Raw genomic sequence first — 3,162 nt, 5'->3', positions numbered from 1 at the left:
GCTCCGACAGTCCTGCCACTGAAACGCCTCTGGCATGATTCCCTAACCGCCGTGTCATCTCGCCATTTCTTATTCGGAAATGGTGATTCCCAGAATTTTCGATCCCGTCAAGCATTTCCGCTGAAAAACCGGCTGATTCGGCAAAAATCACCGTTCCTGACGCTTTTTGGGGTTTATCAGCTTCCGCTGAACATGTAGGCGCTGCCCGCCAAAAGACAAGGGCGCCCACGATTTAATCGGCAAGGTGTCGTTGTGCCACAATCGCACCGCAACCAGAACGAATTCTCCTGCCTGCGCCTAGACCGGACGGCAGTTGCAATGTCGCAACGGCGGTGACACCGACAAGCCCTCTCGCTACAGGACCGGCGCGCAAAACAATTTCTCGAAAACGTCAATCCGGTGGGAAAATGGCAAAACTGTTCCGGCTTTTTGCTTGCGCCCGACCCGACCGCGGACGACCTTCGCGCCACAGATAGGAGGCGCCACGATGCACATCAAGGAAACCGACGCCATGCGCGTTCTGTCCGTCGCGCGGCAGCTCACCATTCCTCAGGTCAAAACCGAGAGCGCGGTGCTGGCACCTGCTATCGAAGCGGAGATGGACCGCGCCGGACTGAAACCGGCTGGCCCGTGGATCTTCATCGCGCAGAACCTGCCAAAGGACGCAAAGACGCCTTTCGACTGGCGCATCTGCCGCCCGGTCACCGGTGGTGACGATTATCGCGGCAACCTCGATCTGATCGAGCTGGAGCCCGTCATGGTGGCATCAGCCCGGCATCAGGGGCCGATGCGCAGCCTCTTCACCCAGGGCTACGCACCGCTCATCACTGCAATCGAGATGTCCAGGCACAATTTCTCCGGCGAAAGCCGCGAGATCTACCATCGCTGGGCGGGCCAAGGCGCCCGCTATCACGAAATCGAAATCCAGTTCGGCCTTGCCAACTGAGCCTGCATGCAGGCTCAGTACCTCACCAGTCCATGACGACCTTTCCGGAATTGCCGGATCGCATGGCCTGAAATCCGTCGCGGAACTCGTCGATGGTGATGCGGTGGGTGATGACGGGAGCAAGGTCGAGGCCGCCTTGCACGAAGGCGATCATCTTGTACCAGGTCTCGAACATCTCGCGGCCGTAGATGCCCTTGAGGTTGAGCATCTTGAAGATCACCTTGTTCCAGTCGATCTCGAAGCCGGCCGGCGCAATGCCGAGGATGGCGATCTTGCCGCCATTGTTCATCTTGTCGATCATGTCGCGGAAGGCGGGCGCCGCGCCGGACATTTCCAGACCGACGTCGAAACCCTCGGTCATGCCGATCGCCTTCATCACGTCGGCGAGGTTCTCCTTCGACGCGTCGACGACGTGGTCGATGCCGACGCTTTTGGCCAGCGCCAGGCGGGTCGGGTTGATGTCGGTGATCACCACCTTGCGCGCGCCCGAACGCTTGGCGACCATCGCCCCCATGATGCCGATCGGGCCGGCGCCGGTGACAAGCACGTCCTCGCCGACGAGATCGAAGGAAAGGGCGGTGTGCACGGCATTGCCGAACGGATCGAAGATCGCCGCGACCTCATCGGGCACATCGTCCGGGATCGGCACGACGTTGTATTCGGGCAGGCAGACGAACTCGCCGAACGAGCCCGGCCGGTTGACGCCGACGCCAAGCGTGTTGCGGCAGAGATGTCCCCGGCCGGCGCGGCAGTTGCGGCACTTGCCACAGACGATATGCCCCTCGCCCGAGACGCGCTCGCCGACATGGTACTTGGTGACGGCCGAGCCGACCTCGGCGATCTCGCCCATGAACTCGTGGCCGACGACCATCGGCACCGGAATGGTCTTTTGCGCCCACTGGTCCCAGTTCCAGATGTGCACGTCCGTGCCGCAGATCGCCGATTTCTTCACCTTGATCAGCACGTCGTTCGGGCCGATCTCCGGCACCGGCACGCGCTCCATCCACAGCCCCTCTTCCGGCTTCGACTTCACCAGCGCCTTCATCATGTTCGTCATCGGTCTCTCCTCAGATCACGCCAAGCTCGCGGCCGACCTCTTCGAAGGCGGCGATCGCGCGGCGCACGTCAGTCTCGCTGTGGGCCGCCGACATCTGCGTGCGGATGCGCGCCTGGCCCTTCGGCACCACCGGAAAGGAGAAGCCGATGACATAGACGCCCTTCTTGAGCATGCGCGCCGCCATCTCCTGGGCCAGCGCCGCGTCACCGAGCATCACCGGGATGATCGGATGGCCCTCGCCGGCGAGCGTGAAGCCGAGCTTCGACATCTCGGTTCGAAACAGATTTGCATTGGCGTAAAGCCGCGCGCGCAGGGCGTCGCCGTTGTCGATCAGGTCGAAGACCTTCAGCGAGGCGGCCGCAATCACTGGCGCCAGCGTGTTGGAGAAGAGATAGGGGCGCGAACGCTGCCGCAGCCACTCGACGACCTCGGCCTTGGCCGAGGTGTAACCGCCCGAGGCACCGCCGAGCGCCTTGCCGAGCGTGCCGGTGATGATGTCGATCCGGCCCTCGACGCCGCAATGTTCGGCCGAGCCGCGGCCGTTTTTACCGACGAAGCCGACCGCATGGCTGTCGTCGACCATGACCATGGCGCCGTATTTGTCGGCAAGGTCGCAGACCCCTTGCAGATTGGCGATGATGCCGTCCATCGAGAACACGCCGTCGGTGGCGATCAGCTTGAAGCGGCAACCTTCCGCCTTCTTCAGCTCCTCCTCCAGCGCCGCCATGTCGTTGTTGGCATAACGGAAGCGCTTGGCCTTCGACAGCCGCACGCCGTCGATGATCGAGGCGTGGTTCAAGGCGTCCGAGATGATCGCGTCCTCTTCGCCCAAGAGCGTCTCGAACAGGCCGCCATTGGCATCGAAGCACGACGAATAGAGGATCGTGTCTTCCAGCCCGAGGAACGACGAAATCCGCGCCTCCAGTTGCTTGTGCTCCTCCTGCGTGCCGCAGATGAAACGCACCGAGGCCATGCCATAGCCGTACCGGTCGAGCGCAGCCTTGCCGGCCTCGGCCAGCTCCGCATTGTCGGCCAGGCCGAGATAGTTGTTGGCGCAGAAATTGAGCACCCGCTCGCCCGAGGCGACTTCGATCTCGCCCGCCTGCTTCGAGGTGATGACACGCTCCGACTTGTAGAGCCCTGATGTCTTCAGGCCCTC

General features: G+C 62.5%; 4 protein-coding genes. 2 read left to right on the top strand and 2 right to left on the bottom strand.

Going from position 1 to position 3,162, the window contains the following annotated elements; translation table 11 throughout:
* The coding region (locus VGO12_RS01350; protein ID WP_327510956.1) for a hypothetical protein at positions 1 to 198 on the top strand (198 nt) is incomplete at its 5' end.
* A gap of 289 nt (positions 199 to 487) precedes the next feature.
* Entirely contained in the window at positions 488 to 946 is a 459-nt protein-coding gene (locus tag VGO12_RS01345) for a GyrI-like domain-containing protein (RefSeq protein ID WP_327510955.1), read from the top strand.
* A gap of 22 nt (positions 947 to 968) precedes the next feature.
* Here the strand turns inward: VGO12_RS01345 and tdh are convergent, their stop codons facing one another.
* A complete protein-coding gene (gene tdh / locus VGO12_RS01340; protein ID WP_327510954.1) occupies positions 969 to 2,003 on the bottom strand; it encodes an L-threonine 3-dehydrogenase in 1,035 nt (344 codons plus the stop codon).
* A gap of 10 nt (positions 2,004 to 2,013) precedes the next feature.
* Complete coding sequence (locus tag VGO12_RS01335) at positions 2,014 to 3,156, bottom strand: glycine C-acetyltransferase (protein ID WP_327510957.1); 1,143 nt, start codon at positions 3,154 to 3,156, stop codon at positions 2,014 to 2,016.
* Between the last annotated feature and the right edge of the window lie 6 nt (positions 3,157 to 3,162).

Origin of the sequence: Ensifer sp. (assembly GCF_035999135.1) — a bacterium.
Lineage (GTDB): Bacteria > Pseudomonadota > Alphaproteobacteria > Rhizobiales > Rhizobiaceae > Ensifer.
This window is presented reverse-complemented; position numbering and strand designations above follow the sequence as displayed.

Coding starts and splice junctions, on each gene's coding strand:
- VGO12_RS01345 (WP_327510955.1), top strand. CDS start 488: ATGCACATCAAGGAAACCGACGCCATGCGCGTTCTGTCCGTCGCGCGG.
- tdh (WP_327510954.1), bottom strand. CDS start 2,003: ATGACGAACATGATGAAGGCGCTGGTGAAGTCGAAGCCGGAAGAGGGG.